The following is a 15,826-nucleotide window of genomic DNA, read 5'->3' as shown; positions in this document are numbered from 1 at the left end:
CCTGCCCACAAGGAAGGAACACAGATGGACCGACTGACGACGAACTTTGCCGGAACGCTTTTTGGGCTTCACGGCGAACCAGCTCACGAGCGCATTGTCGTGGCGAGCGATGCCGAAACTGGCCTGCAGGCCGTGATTGCCGTGTACAGCACGGCGCGCGGCCCCGCATTCGGCGGCTGCCGGTACTGGCAGTACGCATCGGACTACGAGGCGTATCACGATGCGCTGCGTCTGTCGCAGGGCATGGCGTTCAAGAACGCGCTGGCGGGGTTGCCGTTCGGCGGCGGCAAGGCGGTGATCCTGAAGCGTCCGGAGCAGATGGATCGCACGGCGATGTTCAAGGCATTCGGGCGGCTCGTGGAATCGCTGGGTGGCGTGTATCTGACGGCGGAAGATGTCGGCACGACGGCGGACGACATGCGTGCCGTGCAGAGCGAAACGTCGTACGTGAGCGGCATTCCGCGCGATAACGACGTATATGGCGGCAATCCGTCGCCGCGCACGGCATATGGGGTGTTTGTTGGCCTGAAGGCGGCTGTGCAGGTTGCGCTGGGGCGCGACACGCTGGACGGTATTTCGGTTGCCGTGCAGGGGTTGGGTTCGGTCGGTTGGGATCTGTGCGAGCGGCTGCATCGTGCGGGCGCCGAACTGATCGTGTCGGATATCGATGCAGAGAAGACTGCGCGTGCGCAGCAGATGTTCGGGGCGCAGGTTGCGGATACGGCGCGGATTGCATCCGTCAATGCTGATGTGTTTGCACCTTGCGCGCTGGGTGGATCGATTACCGAGGCTGTTGCAGCGAACTGTCAGTTCAAGGTGATTGCGGGTGGCGCGAATAATCAGCTGATGTCGCTCGCCGAGGGTGATGTGCTGCATCGGCGTGGGATTTTTTATGCGCCGGATTTTCTCGTCAATGCAGGCGGGATTATCAGTTGCGTGCGGGAGTATCTTGGGTCGGCGGATAAGCAGACTGTGCTGGATGAGGTTGCTTTGATCGCGCCGCGGGTTTTTGAACTCGCTGAGCGGGTGAAGGCAACTGGCGTTGCGCCGGCGAGGGCTGCTGTGGTTTGGGCTCGGGAGATGATGGTTTAAGGTTTTGGTTTTTGTTTTTTGTCTTGCGACGCTGGGGTGGTTTGCTTTTTTTTCGCTGGCATCCGCGAGGTGACTACGCGGCGCAAGCCTTGATTCGGTTTGCGTAGGTTTTCGCTGGCGTCCGCGTTTTGTCTTGCCTGCTTCAGGCGTCGCCCCTGTGCGGGGCGGCACCTACTTTTCTTTGCCGCGGCAAAGAAAAGTAGGCAAAAGAAAGCCGCTGAACACCGCCAGTTCTTGACCACCGCCTGAGGGCCCCCAACGGGTCCTCTCCTTCATGCGGCGCCGCTCTTCTCGACGCCCGCTGCCAACGCTTCGAATTGGCTCATCACCCGCTTTACACTCCCGCGTCGCCACACGCGCGATCGCATCGCCCACGTTCTATAGCGGCAAACTGTGTGTCGGCTTTCGCGCCGTACACGCATCACTCCAGACTGAAATGCAAGGCCGGTGTCGTAGGAGCGCTGAGCTGTGAAGCACTACGCCCTACACACAGTTTGCCACCTGGGCGGCCGCAATCATTCGCTGCCGCTGGCTGCGCTACGGGTGATCGAAGCGGGTGAGGCGCCAATTCGAAGCGTTGGCAACGGGCGGGGACTGAGAGGTTGCCGTTTGAAGCGGAGGACCCGTTGGGGGCCCTCAGGCGGTGGTCAAGCACGGGTGGTGTTAGCCCGCTTTCTTTGCTTACTTTCTTTGCGGCGGCAAAGAAAGTAAGTGCCGCCCCGCACAGGGGCAACGCTTGAAGCACCAGTAACAAAACGCGGATGCCAGCGCAAAACCAGAAAAAACCAAACCAGCAAGACAAAACAAACCAGCAAGACAAAAACAAACCCCAACCCCAGGGTTTCCCCCAAAACAAAAACCAAAACCAAATTTGTATGATGACCCTATCACATGGCAAATTGACAACCGAACACCCATGTTCGAAAAGATCCCAAACCGAGCCCTCAGCGACACGGTCGCGCAGCAACTGCTTGCGCAAATCGACAAAGGCACCTTCGCCCGCGGCGGCAAGCTGCCGACAGAAGCCGTGCTATCGCAGGAATTCGGCGTCAGCCGCACCGTAATTCGTGAGGCGATCTCACGCCTGAAGAACGAAGGCGTTGTCGAGCCCCGCCAGGGCAGCGGCGTCTACGTATCGGCACATGGCGCAATCCGCCCGCTAAGAATCGACTACGCCGAAGCGATGGAAGGCGGCTCCGTGCTGCAAATCCTCGCCGTGCGCCGCGCAATCGAAGCCGAAGTCGCCGCCGAAGCCGCCATGCGCCGCACCGACGCCGACATGATGGCCATCGACGCCGCCCTCAAAAAGATCGACGAAGCCGTCGCCGAAGGCCGCGATGGCGTCGCCGAAGACGTCGCTTTTCATCGCGCGATCGCCGCCGTGACCGGCAACCCGTATTTCCTGCAGACGCTCTCGTTCCTCAACCAGTACCTCGAAGCCGGCACCGTCGTCACGCGCCGCAACGAGGCGCTGCGCGAAGACTTCTCGCGCCAGGTGCGCGACGAGCACGCGGCTATTGCCGCGGCCATTCGCGCGGGCGATCCGATGGCCGCGCGCAACGCCGCGCAAACCCACATGTACAACGCCGCGCGCCGTCTGGCGGAAGCGGGTATCTGCTGATCCGTACACGCGTTGGCTCGCGAGACGCGCGAGCCGTCGTCTGAAGCACTGTTCGTAGAGGAAAGGTATGTCCAGAAATGTCGGAGTGATCGGTCTTGGCGCGATGGGTATGGGCGTCGCGCGCTCGCTGCTGCGCGGCGGCCTCAATGTGCACGCATGCGATGTGCGCCGCGACGTGCTCGACCAGTTCGTTGCCGTTGGCGGCAAGGCGTGCGCGAATCCCGCCGAACTCGGCGCGCAATGCGACGTCGTCGTCACGCTCGTCGTCAACGCGGCGCAAACGCAGACCGTGCTGTTCGGCGAGCAGGGCGCAGTCAAGTCGATGAAGCCGGGCAGCGTCGTGATCGCCTGCGCGACGGTTGCGCCCGACTTCGCAATCGACCTCGGCAAGCGCATCGAAGCCGCGGGCCTGCAAATGCTGGATGCGCCCGTGTCCGGCGGCGCGGCGCGCGCGGCATCGGGCGAAATGACAATGATGACGTCCGGTCCCGCCGCTGCATACGAAGCCTGTGAAGACGTGCTCGCGGCGATGGCGGGCAAGGTCTATCGCCTGGGTGAACAACACGGCGCGGGCTCGAAGGTGAAGATCATCAACCAGTTGCTGGCGGGCGTGCACATCGCCGCCGCCGCCGAGGCGATGGCGCTCGGCCTGCGCGAAGGCGTCGATCCCGATGCGCTCTACGACGTGATCACGCACAGCGCGGGCAATTCGTGGATGTTCGAAAACCGCGTGCCGCACATTCTCAACGGCGATTACACGCCGCTGTCGGCCGTCGATATCTTCGTCAAGGATCTCGGCCTCGTGCTCGATACCGCCCGTGGTTCGAAGTTTCCGCTGCCGTTGTCGGCGGCTGCGCATCAGATGTTCATGATGGCGTCGACGGCGGGCCACGGTGGTGAAGACGACTCCGCTGTCATCAAGATTTTCCCCGGCATCGACGTGCCGGCGAAGCGCTAAGAGGAGCCAAACGACATGACGACCTCTTCCCGCAAGCCCTTGCTCGGCTGTATCGCCGACGATTTCACGGGCGCAACCGATCTCGCCAACATGCTGGTGCGCGGCGGCATGCGCACTGTTCAGACCATCGGCGTGCCTGCTGCCGACACGAACATCGAAGCCGACGCGCTGGTCGTCGCGCTGAAGTCGCGCACCATCGACGCTGACGATGCCGTCGCGCAATCGCTCGCCGCGCTCGAATGGCTGCGCGCGCAAGGCTGCCGACAGTTCTTCTTCAAGTACTGCTCGACGTTCGATTCGACCGATAAAGGCAATATCGGCCCCGTCGCCGATGCGCTGCTCAACGCGCTGTCGCCGATCGGCGGCGGCACACCGTTCACGATCGCGTGCCCGGCGTTTCCGGAGAATGGCCGCACGATCTATCGCGGGCATCTGTTCGTCGGCGATGTGCTGCTGAACGAATCGGGCATGGAAAATCACCCGCTCACGCCGATGACGGATGCGAATCTCGTGCGCGTGCTGCAACGGCAGACGCGCTCGAAAGTGGGTCTCGTGCGTTACGACGCGGTAGCGAAAGGCGCCGAAGCCGTGCGCAAATCGATCGATGCATTGCGCCACGACGGCGTGCGCATGGCGATTGCCGATGCCGTGTCGGACGCCGATCTCTACACGCTCGGCGAAGCGTGCGCGGACCTGCCGCTCATCACCGGCGGCTCGGGCGTCGCGCTCGGTTTGCCCGCGAATTTCCGCCGCGCGGGTCTGCTCGACGATGCCACCGACGCAGGCGAGCTGCCGCGTATCGAAGGCGCGTCGGTGGTGCTGGCGGGCAGCGCATCGAAAGCGACCAACGCACAGGTCGCCGCATGGCGCGAAACGCGCCCGGCGTTCCGTATCGATCCGTTGGCGGCTGCGCGCGGCGAGCCTGTCGTCGATCAGGCGCTGGCATTTGCACGCGAGCATATGAACGCCGCGCAGCCGCAACCGGTGCTGATCTACGCAACGGCGTCGCCGGATGAAGTGAAAGCCACGCAGCGTGAACTCGGTGTCGCTGAAGCGGGCGAACTGGTCGAGCGCACACTCGCCGCAATTGCGCGCGGGTTGCACGATCTCGGCGTGCGCAAGTTCGTCGTCGCGGGTGGCGAGACGTCGGGCGCCGTGGTGCAGGCGCTCGAGGTCGAGATGCTGCGCATCGGCAAGCAGATCGATCCTGGCGTGCCCGCAACCGCAACTGTCGGCGCGAAGCCGCTCGCGCTCGCGTTGAAGTCCGGCAACTTCGGTGCCGTCGATTTCTTCACGAAAGCGCTGCGTCAGCTGGAAGGAGGCGCGCAATGACGCTCGCCATTCACGCCAGCAACGAAGCAAAAGTCCGCGACGAAATCTGCGTGACGGGCGCGAGCCTTTATGAACGCGGCTACACCGTCGGCAGCGCGGGCAACATCAGCGCGCGGCTCGACGACGGCTGGCTGATTACGCCGACGGACGCATGTCTCGGCCGTCTCGACCCGGCGCAGATCGCGAAGGTCGATCTCGAAGGCAATGCTGTGTCAGGGGGCAAGCCGTCGAAGACACTCGCGCTGCATCGCGGCGTCTACGAACGCAACCGCGAAGCGCGCGGCATTGTGCACACGCATTCGACGCATCTCGTCGCGCTGACGCTCGCGGGTGTCTGGAGCGAAGCCGATGTGCTGCCGCCCATCACGCCGTACTACGTGATGAAAGTGGGCCACATTCCGCTGATTCGCTACAAGCGTCCCGGCGATCCGCAAGTCGCGCAGCAGATCGCGGAACTTGCCGATCGCGTGCGCGGCGTGCTGCTCGAACGGCTTGGGCCTGTCGTGTGGGAGCGTTCGGTATCGCAGGCTTCGTTCGCGCTGGAAGAACTGGAGGAGACCGCGCGATTGTGGCTGATGACGAATCCGCGTCCCGCGCCGCTCGATGACACCGCGCTCGAAGAGTTGCGCACGGTGTTCGGCGCGCGCTGGTAGCGCTAAACGCTTCTTATCTGCTGGTCCGCGTGCATCGCGGACTTTCCGTATCACCAACTCAGGCAAAAAAGCCGGAGGATCGACCGCAATCAAGCGGATCGTCCATAACCGGCGCCATCCGAAGGAGACACACGCATGACAAGCTATCAGGCGACATCCGCTCGCCCCGCATCAACCGCCGACGCGGCCGGGCAACCCGGCGCGGCTGAAATCGAACGCACGTATGGCAAGGTGTTCTGGCGCATCGTGCCGTTCCTGATGCTGTGCTACGTGGTCGCGTATCTGGACCGCGTGAACGTCGGCTTTGCGAAACTGCAGATGTCGCAGGATCTTGCGTTCAGCGAAACCGTGTTCGGTCTCGGCGCGGGCGTGTTCTTCGTCGGCTACTTCCTGTTCGAATTGCCGAGCAACATCCTGATGCACAAGCTCGGCGCGCGTATCTGGATCGCGCGGATCATGATCACGTGGGGCGTGATGTCCGCGCTGTTCATCTTCGTGAAGACGCCTACGCAGTTCTACGCGCTGCGCTTTCTGCTCGGTCTTGCCGAAGCGGGTTTCTATCCGGGCGTGATCCTGTATCTGACATACTGGTTCCCGTCGCATCGTCGCGCGAAGATCATCGCCGTGTTCATGTCGGCGATTCCGGTGTCGGGCATTTTCGGCAATCCGCTGTCGGGCTGGATCATGCAGACCTTCGACTCGCATCATGGTTTCGCCGGCTGGCAATGGATGTTCGTGATCGAAGCGGTGCCCGCTATTGCAGTCGGCATTGCGACCATTCTGTATCTCGACAACGGCATCGCCAGCGCGAAGTGGCTGACGCCGCGCGAAAAGAAACTGCTCGCCGATGAAATCGCCGCGCAGCCGCAGGAAAAAGCAAAGGCGCATTCGCTCGGCGCCGTGTTCCGTGATCCGCGTACGTGGTGGATGTCGCTGATTTACTTCGCGTTCGTCACGGGTCAATATGGGCTGACGTTCTGGATGCCGACGCTGGTCAAGTCGACGGGTGTGTCGGGTGCGTTTCAGATCGGCCTGCTGAGCGCGATTCCGTTTCTCGTCGCAATCGTCGTGATGAACATCATGGGTCATAGCGCGGACAAGCGTCGCGAGCGCCGCTGGCATCTGATCGGCCCTGCGCTCGCGGGCGCTGTGGGCTTCACGGTTGCGGCATCGTTTGCGGACAACACGGTTGTGTCGATTGCGTTCCTGTCGATCGCCGCCGCGGGCGTGCTGACCTGCGCACCGCTCTTCTGGTCGCTGCCGACGGCATTCATGTCGGGCGCGACGGCGGCAGCGGGCATCGCGATCATCAATTCGATCGGCAATCTGGCGGGCTTCGCGAGCCCGTACATGATCGGCTATCTGAAGGACCTCACGCACAGCACGCAATCCGGCATGTACGTGCTTGCCGCGATGCTCGTGATCGGCGCGCTGGCCACATGGCTGACGCCCGCGCGGCTCGTGAACCGCTAAACACGCTTTAAAAGGAGTTGCTTCGATGCCTCGCTTCGCTGCCAATCTGACGATGATGTACAACGAACACGCGTTTCTCGACCGCTTCGCCGCCGCCGCGCGCGACGGCTTCGAGGCCGTGGAGTTCCTGTTCCCCTATGACTTCCCTGCCGCCGACATCAAGGCGCGTCTGACGGAAAACGGCCTCACGCAAGCGCTTTTCAATGCGCCGCCCGGCGACTGGGCGGCAGGCGAGCGCGGTATCGCATCGTTGCCGGGCCGCGAAGACGAGTTTCGCCGCAGCGTCGACAAGGCGCTCGAATACGTGCGCGTGATCGGCAACGACAAGCTGCACGTGATGGCCGGTTTGATCAAACCCGAGCAATCGCGTGCCGCGCATCGCGATGTGTATCTGAAGAACCTCGCGTATGCAGCAAAGACGGCGCAGGCGGACGGTATCACCGTCGTCATCGAGCCGATCAACACGCGCGACATTCCCGGCTTCTTCCTGAACCGTCAGGACGATGCACAGGCGATCTGCGCGGAAGTCGGCGCGCCGAACCTGAAAGTGCAGTTCGATCTTTATCACTGTCAGATCGTCGAAGGCGATCTCGCCGTGAAGCTCAAGCGCGACATGAAGGGCATCGGTCACATCCAGATTGCGGGCGTGCCTGAGCGGCACGAGCCGGATATCGGCGAAGTGAACTATCCGTATCTGTTCTCGCTGATCGACGAACTGGGTTACGACGGCTGGATCGGTTGCGAATACCGGCCGCGCGCGGGCACATCGGAAGGACTCGGATGGATCAGGCCTTATGTGAAGGCACGCAGCTGATCCGACAGACACATAGAGAGGCAATGCAAACATGAAAGTACTCATCACGGGCGGCGCGGGATTTCTCGGCCAGCGCCTTGCGCGCGAACTGCTCTCGCGTGGCGAACTGAAGGGCGCGAACGGACAGCGTCAACCGATCACCGAACTGGTGTTGCTCGACGTCGTCGCGGCACAGGGACCGAAAGACGAACGCGTACGCGTCGAAGTGGGCGACATTGCTGAGCGCAGAGTGCTCGAACGTCTGATCGATACGAAGACGGAAGCGATCTTCCATCTTGCTGCAATCGTCAGCGGACAGGCGGAAGCGGATTTCGATCTTGGCATGCGCATCAATCTCGATGCGTCGCGTCTCTTGCTCGACGTGTGCCGCGCGCTCGGACATAAGCCGCGCGTTCTGTTCACGAGTTCGGTCGCTGTCTATGGCGGCGATCTGCCCGATGTCGTGCTCGACGAAACGGCGCTGAATCCGCAATCGTCTTATGGCGCGGAAAAAGCGATTGCCGAGTTGCTGCTCAACGATTATTCGCGGCGGGGTTTCGTCGACGGCCGCGTGCTGCGCCTGCCGACCATCAGCGTGCGTCCTGGCAAGCCGAATGCGGCGGCGTCGTCGTTTGCGAGCGGCATCATTCGCGAGCCGCTGACGGGCGAACCGGCCGTGTGTCCCGTGAGCGGTTCGACGCGGCTGTGGCTGCTGTCGCCGCGCAAGGCGATCGAATGTCTGATCGCGGGCTGCGAGATCGACGGCGCGGCGCTGGGCAACCGGCGCACCGTGAATCTGCCGGGCGTATCGGTGACGGTCGACGACATGGTTGCTGCACTGCGTGAAGTGGCGGGCGATGCCGTCGCGGCGCGCATCGAATGGAAGGCGGACGAGCGCGTCGAGAAGATCGTCGGCAGCTGGCCGGCGCAATGGGATGTGTCGCGCGCGGCGCAGCTTGGCTTGCACGGCGATGCGTCGTTCAAGGACATCGTCCGCGCGTTTATCGACGATGAACTCGGCGGCAAGATTCCGCAGTAACGAGTTGAGCGGGAGCGTGCGTTCGCTCCCATTACACTGCGCGCATCGGCTCCTATAATCGGACGATCCACCGACGAGCAAGAGGATCTGATGCGGCGCAGCGCGATTCTCCTGATAGCGTTTCTGACCGCGTGCAGCGCGACCGTCAAGCCGACGCTCACCAACGGGCGCGACGGCGCCGTCATTTCCTGCGACGGGGCCCTGTATTACTGGAAGATCTGCGAAAAAGCGGCGAAAAAGACCTGTCCGGGCGGCTACGATGTGATCGATCGCCAGGAGGGCAGGAACCGCACCGACTACGGCAGCTATACGACGCGCAAGCTGGTGGTGAGCTGCAAGCAGTACTAGTATTCGCGTTGCGTCACGCTCGCGAGGCGGTGCGCTCCAGCGATCCCACACGCGTTCCAGCCGCTTTCTTCTTATCCGCGACTAGCTCCTTCGATCTGAACCGGTCGCGATAGTCCGCCGGATTGATCTGCAACCTTCGATTGAAGGTTCTGCGAAAACCATCCGTATCTTCGAACCCGCAACGCTGCGCGATCTCACGCAACGACAGATCCGTTGCTTCGAGAAAACGCCGCGCCGCGTCGATACGCGCGTTGGCGAGAAACGTCATCGGCGTGATGCCGCATTCCTTCGCGAAGATGCGTGACAGGTTGCGCGCGCTCATATGCACGCGTTCGGCGAGCGACGCCACCGTGTGATCGACATGCAGGTTGTCGAGCATGAACTGCTGCAGCGCGATCATCTGCGAACCCGGCGACGCCTGCGTTTCCAGCAGCGGACTGAACTGCGACTGCCCGCCCGCGCGCCGCAGATAGACGATCAGATACTTGGCGACATCGAGCGCCATCTGGCGGCCGAAGTCGTCTTCGATCATCGCCAGCGACAGGTCGATGCCCGCCGTCACGCCCGCCGTCGTATAGAGGTTGCCGTCCTGCACGAAGATGTGATCCGGCTCGATCTTCGCCTTAGGAAAGGTTGCGGCCAGGCGCGGCACGTCCATCCAGTGCGTGGTCACCACCTTGTTGTCGAGCAGGCCCGCCGAGCCGAGCGCGAAGAGTCCGTTGCAGATCGCCGATATTCGCCGGCAATGTCTGTGCTGACGTTTCAACCAGCCGCTGAGCGCCGGGTCGTCGAATGCATCGAAGATGCCGAGGCCGCCGGGCACGATGATCGTGTCGAAATCCGGGCACTCGTCGAAGATCGTGCGGTCGGGCATCGTCGTCAGTCCGCTCGACGATTGCACCGCGCCGCGCGTCGTGCCGACCGTCAGCATTTCGTATTCGCACTCGCCCTTGCTCAGCACTTTCACTTCGGCGAACGCGTCCCTTGGCCCGGCGATATCGAGCAACTGGAAACCGGGAAAGACAAGCATGCCGACCTTGATCCGTTTCATCGCGAATATCCGAATCTGCTGGAAGACGGGCGCTCGCGTGGGCGAGCGCCTCGAACGGTTAGTCTATACGGCAACGCCATGAGCGGCCGAGCGGTCAAAAAGCCTGCTTTACGGCGCGTGTGTCGCCCGCCGCGCGGAGCGTGCGTGAACCCGCGCGTTCCATGCGTTCGGCCAGCACGCCGAACAGCGCACCCAGCGTCGTCCAGATCACGGCCTGCATGCCGATCGCGGCGATACGGAACTTCCATAGCAGCGTAGCGGGGAACGCGGCCGGGACTTCGTCGATGGCGGGCAATGCTGCGAGCACGACGGCCAGCATCACGACGAACGCGGCGAGGCCCGCCAGCGCGCCATTCCATTGACCGAAGCGCCGCGCGGCGAAGCTGCGCACGTTGAGCGACAACACCATGATCGCAACCGAGATCGCTATCGTGAGAAAGAACTGACCTGTGCGATAGCCGATCGTATCCGGATCGCCGACGGACGGCGGATTGGCGGGATACTTCAGATTCGGCACGACGACGAGCGCAACGAACGCCCCAAGCGCGAGCCATGCAGCGAGCGGCCGGGCGCCGAGCTTGCCGACGCGTCCCCACGCATAGGCGAAGGTCAGCGCGAACAGGCCGCCGAACGCCGCGCCATACGCGACGACGCCCGTCAGCAAACCCAGGCCGGCTTGCGTGTCGCGGCTCACCAGTTCGGGTTCGTGCGCGTCGCCTTCCATCGCGTGCGCGTGTTCCTCGAAGGCAATCGCACGTTCGACCTGCGGTTCGCCCGCCACTTTCGCGAACCCGAATGCGATCAGACCCGCGACGACACCCGCGAGCATGCCGCGCATCAACAGCTTGCCGACCATGATCGTCTCCTCGTCAGTGGCAGGGAAAGCCGAGCAGATGGCGGCCGTCGTGCACGAACTCATGCACGACCATACCCGGTACGAGCGACGTCGCGCCCTGTTCGGCGCCGACGAAGTACAGCACCAGCAGCATCATCAGACCGCCGAACACGATCCACGGCATCAGTTCGCGCAGCGGAATGGGCGCAAGTGCGTCTACGGGTTGAAGAACAGCGTCGTTCATGAAAGACCTCTTGATTGAATGAATGTTGGAGTGATGTTCACGCAGCCGCCGCGCGACGCGCGGTGATGACCTTTTTCAGTTCATCGCGCGACAGCACGCCATGCGCTTCGACCACGTTCAGCAGCGCTTCGAGAAAGCGTTCGTAGTAGTCCCAGCGCGGCTGGTTCTCGCAGTCAGTGATTTCCCACTTCGCAATCGATGCGATCAGGCTTTGTCGAAAGTCTTCCCATTCGAAGCAGCCTGCTTTCGATAGCGATAGCGCGAGACCGAACACATCGCGTTCCCAGCGATTGGTGAAAAACAGCTTGCCGTCCAGACGCGGCGGCGAGTCGGGCGTGCCGAGCATCGACGCTGCAGCGTATTCCTCGAAGCGCGTGAACATGACGTGCGTCCTCAGGCAACGGGCGCGGCGACGAGCGCGACACCCATCATCGATTCCGGCGTGACGAGCGCGGCGAGTTCTTCCTCGCTCAGATGCTCTGTATTCGCGGGGCGCTCAGGCACCACGAACCAGCGGATCTGCGCGCTGCTGTCCCACACCTTCACTTCTTTTTCCGCAGGCACGCTTACGCCAAATTCCTGCAATACGGCGCGCGGTTCGCGCACGCCGCGCGCGCGAAACACCGGGTCCTTGTACCAGTATGGCGGCAGCCCGAGCACGGGCCACGGATAGCACGAGCACAGCGTGCAGATGATCAGGTTGTGGACATCTGCGTCGTTGGCGACGGCCGCCATGTGTTCGCCTTCCGCGCCTGCCATGCCGAGCGGCAGCGACAGTTCGGCGATAGCCTTCGGCGTGTCTTCGATCAGGCGCTGCTTATACGCGGGATCGACCCACGCATGCGCGACGATCTTCGCGCCGTTGAACGGACCGGCCATCGTCTCGAAGTGCGCGAGCACGGCATCGACGGAATCGCTGCCGATCACGCCTTTCTCGATCAGCAGCGCTTCGAGTGCGCGCACTTTCGCGGCGCTCGATGCTTCGCGGTCTTCCGGATATTCGAACAGTTGGGTCATGCTGGTCTCGCTGTCGGTTTAGTTGGCCGGCTGCACGTAGGCTTCGTACAGATCGGCGTAAATGGTGGTGTTCGCTTCGCTCTTGCCTTCGCCCCAGATGTCGGCGACATCGAAGGCGATCCGGTAGACAGGCATCGGCTCGCCGATACCGTCCACGCCCGTCGATACGAAGTACGAAAACGCGCCCGGATAGACCAGGTCAACAACGCCCGTCTTGTTGCGCAGATAGCCGGGCAGGCGCGTGTGATCGACGGCGTCGGGGTCGGCGATGCGCACCGTGTCGCCTTTCGCAAATCGCGCCGGGCTTTCGAGCGAGTGATAGCCCGAATCGCCGTTCTGCAGATACGCATCGATCTGCGTGAAGAGCGCGGCGTCCGGCTTGTCGGGCAAGGTGGCTTGCGGATTCTCGCGATAGTGCGCGGTCTTCTGTGCAAGCTCTTCGGCTGTGATGTAACCCTGATCGACGAAGAACTGGGAAATGCCGCCTAGCCACTTCTCGTAGTAGCGATACTTGAAGTACTCGAACGGCTGCATGTCTTCGGCGCCCGTGCGCAGCGACGCCCACGTCCAGTCGTTCTTGAACGACGTGGGCAGCGCTTCGATCGGATAAGCATGCAACGCGTCCTTGAGATGCGCACTTTCGGCCATCATTACGGTATGAATGCCGAAGATGCGCTTTTCCCACGGCTCGACGAACACGCGCGTTTCGGTGCTGACAGGGCCGAGGTTTTCTATGCCGCCAAGGTGATGCTGTAGTTTCACGGTTCGCTCCGCAGAGTGATGGAGAGTGAATTAGCTGAGCCGGTGCTCGCGCTTGAATGCCAGCGCTTCGCCGACGACTTCCGACACGAAGCCGAACACGGCGCCTGTCACGAGCGCAGTCGCAGCGACCAACGCAGGGTTCGCGATGCCTGCCGTCGTGATGGCCTTGCCCGTGGCGACAGTGGTGCCGACCGTCGATGCAAAGCCCCACACGATGGCAGGCAACACATCGAGCAGCTTGATCTTCGACGCCTGCACCATCGCCGCGCTGCCGATGCCGACCAGCACCGCGACGGCCAATGCACTGCCGCTCGTCGTCGAGATGAACAGCAGCGTCAGCGAGGCAATCGCGAGCCCTGTCAGATTCGACGCGACGCTCTTGACGAATCCGGCGCGTCCGCCGCCGAGCACGAAGAACGATGCCCACGCGATGAACGTCACCCAGACGGGAACGGGCAATACGGTGCCGGTGAGGTAGGTATCGGCGACAGCAAGAACGCCGATGCTCAATGTGTAGGCTTCAGGCTTTTTCATTTGCGTGCTCCTTCGGTAAAGATGGGGAAAAGGGTTAGTGCATGCAGCTCAACAGACCGTCGCGCATCCGTTCGGCGTCGATGTTTCTGCCGATCATCACGAAACGGTTTTCGCGGCTTTCGTCGCGCGACCATGCCTTGCCGAACTTCGCATCGAGCAGCATGTGAACGCTGTGGAAATGCAGGCGCCGCGCTTCGTCGTGCAGGTTCAGCACGCCCTTCATGCGCAGCAGTTGCTGGCCGTCGGTCTGCACGAGCTGGTTGATCCACTGGTTGAAACGCTGTGCGTCGACGGCGCCGGGCACGACGAACGCGCACGATGCGATCGTGTCGTCGTGTTCGTGGTCGTGACCGGTTTCGTCGAGCAGATCGGGTTCGACGGCGAGCAGGTTGTCGAGCGAGAAACTGCGCACGCCGAGCAGCGTGTCGATAGCGACGGCCGAGTGATTCGCAAAGTCGATCTGCGCGGTGGGATTGAGCTGGCGAATGCGTTCGACCAGCGCATCGACGGCTTGCGGCGACGCGACGTCGGTCTTGTTGACGATGATCCGGTCGGCGAACACGACCTGCTCTCGCGCGATGTCGTCGTCGAGTTGCGCGTTCGCATGCAACGCATCGATCACGGCAACGACGGCTTCGAGTTCGACGCGCTCGCGCACGTCGGGATCGGCGAGAAAGGTCTGCAAAACAGGCGCGGGATCGGCGAGACCCGATGTCTCGACGATCAGCCGCTCGAGCCGGTCGCCGAAACGCGCGAGCAGATCGCGCACGCTCGCAACGAGATCCGTGCGCACCGTGCAGCACACGCAGCCATTGTTGATCTCGACGACGGCTTCTTCGTCAGCGACGATCAACTGACCGTCGATACCGACTTCGCCGAACTCGTTCACGACGATGCCGATCTGCATCGGCCGCGTCGAGTCGAGAATGTGATTGACGAGCGTGGTCTTGCCGGCGCCGAGAAAGCCGGTCACCACGGTCGTGGGGATGGTCTTGAGTCGCATCGCGATCGTCCTTGGCGCTTGCCTTGCGGCGGTGCGCGAGTTGTGAACGTACGATTCTTAGCGACTTCCAGGCCGAATTTTCGCCGCTGTCTTCGGGGCGACCATAGTTGGCAGGAATATGCGGCCCGGCTTGCTGGATTTGCCGGAACGGTGTCAGACGGACAGAATGCTCGCTGAGTCGCGAGCGGGTGGGGCTATCGACAATGGGGCGCGCGTGATCGCAAACGGTGCGGGAGATGCATCGAAGCGGGCGTATCCGGCGCCGGTCGCATCAGCGACATGTGACGCGCAGCGCGTCCGGATTCCTCATTCGGTTTCGCCGTCGTCGGTGTCGGCATTGGCGTTGGTTTCGTGCCGCATGGCTGCACCGGCAAGCGTGCTGGCAACGGCAGGCGCCGCTTCCTTGCGCTCACTGTAGCGATCGGTCAGATAATCCGAGCGGTCACGCACGAGCAGCGTGAACTTGAACAGCTCTTCCATCACATCGACCACGCGGTCGTAGTAGGACGAAGGCTTCATCCGGCCATCGGCATCGAACTCCTGCCAGGCCTTCGCAACGGATGACTGATTGGGGATCGTCACCATCCGCATCCAGCGGCCGAGCACGCGCAGCGCATTCACCGCATTGAACGATTGCGAGCCGCCGCATACCTGCATGACGGCCAGCGTGCGGCCTTGCGTCGGCCGTATGCCGGCGCTTTCGAGCGGCAGCCAGTCGATCTGGTTCTTGAACACGGCCGTCAGGTTGCCGTGACGCTCCGGGCTGCACCAGACGTGTCCCTCGGACCACTCTGACAGCTTGCGCAGTTCGACGACCTTCGGATGATCCGCCGGAACGCTGTCGGTGAGCGGAAGACCATGCGGATCGAACACCCGTGTGTCCGCGCCGAAATGCCGGAGGATGCGCTCGGCCTCGAGCGTCAGCATCCGGCTATACGAGGTTGTCCGCAACGAGCCGTAGAGCAGCAGGATACGCGGCGGATGCGTCGATATCGTCGCCGGCGTCAGCTTGCCGATATCGGGTGTTTCAAGGTACGAGGCGCTCACGTTCGGCAGATCGCTCGGCATATT

The 15,826-nt window shown here is 62.6% G+C and carries 18 protein-coding genes; 9 read left to right on the top strand and 9 right to left on the bottom strand.

What is annotated here, in order from left to right:
- Positions 1-24: 24 nt before the first annotated feature.
- The 9 genes from G3O01_RS26365 (at position 25) to G3O01_RS26325 (ending at position 9,309) form a co-directional block, all read left to right on the top strand.
- Complete coding sequence (locus G3O01_RS26365; protein WP_205809571.1) at positions 25-1,092, top strand: amino acid dehydrogenase; 1,068 nt, start codon at positions 25-27, stop codon at positions 1,090-1,092.
- Between the two features lie 916 nt (positions 1,093-2,008).
- Positions 2,009-2,713 carry a FadR/GntR family transcriptional regulator gene (locus tag G3O01_RS26360; RefSeq protein ID WP_205809570.1) on the top strand — a complete coding sequence of 235 codons (705 nt, stop codon included), beginning with the start codon at positions 2,009-2,011 and terminating at the stop codon, positions 2,711-2,713.
- A gap of 67 nt (positions 2,714-2,780) precedes the next feature.
- Positions 2,781-3,671: an L-threonate dehydrogenase gene (gene ltnD / locus G3O01_RS26355; RefSeq protein ID WP_205809569.1), complete on the top strand. Its 891-nt coding sequence runs from the start codon at positions 2,781-2,783 to the stop codon at positions 3,669-3,671.
- A 15-nt stretch (positions 3,672-3,686) separates the two neighbouring features.
- Positions 3,687-5,003: a 3-oxo-tetronate kinase gene (gene otnK / locus G3O01_RS26350; protein ID WP_205809568.1), complete on the top strand. Its 1,317-nt coding sequence runs from the start codon at positions 3,687-3,689 to the stop codon at positions 5,001-5,003.
- Positions 5,000-5,656, top strand: coding sequence for an aldolase (locus tag G3O01_RS26345; protein ID WP_205809567.1), 657 nt, complete (start codon positions 5,000-5,002; stop codon positions 5,654-5,656). The genes otnK and G3O01_RS26345 overlap by 4 nt, the downstream gene beginning before the upstream one ends.
- Positions 5,657-5,791: 135 nt before the next feature.
- Positions 5,792-7,129, top strand: a complete 1,338-nt coding sequence (locus G3O01_RS26340; RefSeq protein WP_205809566.1) for an MFS transporter — start codon at positions 5,792-5,794, stop codon at positions 7,127-7,129.
- Positions 7,130-7,154: 25 nt separating this feature from the next.
- Positions 7,155-7,943 (top strand): 2-oxo-tetronate isomerase, encoded by a 789-nt coding sequence (otnI, locus tag G3O01_RS26335; RefSeq protein WP_205809565.1) that lies wholly within the window; start codon positions 7,155-7,157, stop codon positions 7,941-7,943.
- A 31-nt stretch (positions 7,944-7,974) separates the two neighbouring features.
- Positions 7,975-8,961 (top strand): D-erythronate dehydrogenase, encoded by a 987-nt coding sequence (denD, locus tag G3O01_RS26330; RefSeq protein ID WP_205809564.1) that lies wholly within the window; start codon positions 7,975-7,977, stop codon positions 8,959-8,961.
- Positions 8,962-9,051: 90 nt separating this feature from the next.
- On the top strand, positions 9,052-9,309 hold the full coding sequence (locus tag G3O01_RS26325) for a hypothetical protein (RefSeq protein WP_205809563.1): 258 nt from the start codon (positions 9,052-9,054) through the stop codon (positions 9,307-9,309).
- 13 nt (positions 9,310-9,322) lie between these two features.
- Here G3O01_RS26325 and G3O01_RS26320 read toward each other — a convergent pair whose 3' ends face one another.
- From G3O01_RS26320 to arsH, 9 genes are all read right to left on the bottom strand, one after another.
- Entirely contained in the window at positions 9,323-10,360 is a 1,038-nt protein-coding gene (locus tag G3O01_RS26320; RefSeq protein ID WP_205809562.1) for a GlxA family transcriptional regulator, read from the bottom strand.
- A gap of 94 nt (positions 10,361-10,454) precedes the next feature.
- Complete coding sequence (locus tag G3O01_RS26315; protein WP_205809561.1) at positions 10,455-11,216, bottom strand: CbtA family protein; 762 nt, start codon at positions 11,214-11,216, stop codon at positions 10,455-10,457.
- A gap of 13 nt (positions 11,217-11,229) precedes the next feature.
- Entirely contained in the window at positions 11,230-11,439 is a 210-nt protein-coding gene (locus G3O01_RS26310; protein WP_205809560.1) for a CbtB domain-containing protein, read from the bottom strand.
- 37 nt (positions 11,440-11,476) lie between these two features.
- Complete coding sequence (locus tag G3O01_RS26305; protein ID WP_205809559.1) at positions 11,477-11,821, bottom strand: nitrile hydratase accessory protein; 345 nt, start codon at positions 11,819-11,821, stop codon at positions 11,477-11,479.
- 11 nt (positions 11,822-11,832) lie between these two features.
- Positions 11,833-12,456 carry a nitrile hydratase subunit alpha gene (gene nthA / locus G3O01_RS26300; protein ID WP_205809558.1) on the bottom strand — a complete coding sequence of 208 codons (624 nt, stop codon included), beginning with the start codon at positions 12,454-12,456 and terminating at the stop codon, positions 11,833-11,835.
- 18 nt (positions 12,457-12,474) lie between these two features.
- Positions 12,475-13,218, bottom strand: a complete 744-nt coding sequence (gene nthB, locus G3O01_RS26295) for a nitrile hydratase subunit beta (RefSeq protein ID WP_205809557.1) — start codon at positions 13,216-13,218, stop codon at positions 12,475-12,477.
- 30 nt (positions 13,219-13,248) lie between these two features.
- Entirely contained in the window at positions 13,249-13,752 is a 504-nt protein-coding gene (locus tag G3O01_RS26290; RefSeq protein WP_205809556.1) for a DUF1097 domain-containing protein, read from the bottom strand.
- A 34-nt stretch (positions 13,753-13,786) separates the two neighbouring features.
- Positions 13,787-14,755, bottom strand: coding sequence for a GTP-binding protein (locus tag G3O01_RS26285; protein ID WP_205809555.1), 969 nt, complete (start codon positions 14,753-14,755; stop codon positions 13,787-13,789).
- 306 nt (positions 14,756-15,061) lie between these two features.
- The gene (gene arsH / locus G3O01_RS26280) at positions 15,062-15,823 is read right to left on the bottom strand and encodes an arsenical resistance protein ArsH (RefSeq protein ID WP_205809554.1); all 762 of its coding nucleotides are present in this window, start codon (positions 15,821-15,823) and stop codon (positions 15,062-15,064) included.
- Positions 15,824-15,826 lie beyond the last annotated feature (3 nt).

The organism is Burkholderia sp. Ac-20365, from assembly GCF_017104715.1.
Taxonomy (GTDB): domain Bacteria; phylum Pseudomonadota; class Gammaproteobacteria; order Burkholderiales; family Burkholderiaceae; genus Paraburkholderia.
This window is presented reverse-complemented; position numbering and strand designations above follow the sequence as displayed.